1 pseudogene is annotated in these 618 nt (G+C 74.8%); it reads right to left on the bottom strand.

The features are described from left to right. A pseudogene (locus J5M58_RS25895) lies at nt 1-618 on the bottom strand (hypothetical protein); the annotation flags it as partial.

Genomic DNA, 618 nt, shown 5'->3' with positions numbered 1-618 from the left:
CATCGGCCGACTCGCGTGCGTTCGCCTTCGCGGGCACCGGCGCGTCGCCGTCGGATGCGTCGTCGCCCCGTTCCGCCGTCGCCGGCCGCGCCGGCGCGGCACGCGCCGCCTCGGCGCGCGTTGCCGCAAGAGCGGCAGCCGCATTCGCAGCAAGCGCCGCCCCAGTAGCCCCAGTAGCTCCAGTAACTGCGGGCACCGCCGACGCGCCGACCGCCGCAGCAGCACGCGCGCCCGACTTCGGCGCGGCGCCCGCCACCCGAGCAGGCACCCCGCCTGCCGGCGCGCCGCCGCCCGTCGTCGCCGGCTCGAACGCGAGCATGCGCAACAGCGTCATCGTGAAGCCCGCGTATTCGTCGGGCGCGAGCCCGAGCTCGCCGCGCCCGACCGTCGCGATCTGATAATAGAGTTGCACCTGCTCCGGGCTCAGCAGTTCGGCGAAGCGGCGCAGATCGGCCGCCTCCGGCCATTCGTCGAGCACTGACGCCGGCGCGAACTGCGCCCATGCGATCCGGTGCAGCAGGCTCGCGAGATCCTGCAGCGCGGCCGAGAACGACAGGCTGCGCAGCGCCATCTCGTCGGCCACGGCGAGAATCTGCGGGCCGTCGGCCGCGCTGCAGG

Source organism: Pseudomonas sp. 32_A, assembly GCF_017490905.1.
Classification (GTDB): Bacteria; Pseudomonadota; Gammaproteobacteria; order Pseudomonadales; family Pseudomonadaceae; genus Aquipseudomonas; species Aquipseudomonas inefficax.
Note: the sequence above shows the minus strand (reverse complement) of the source record. Positions and strands in the feature narration are given on the sequence as shown.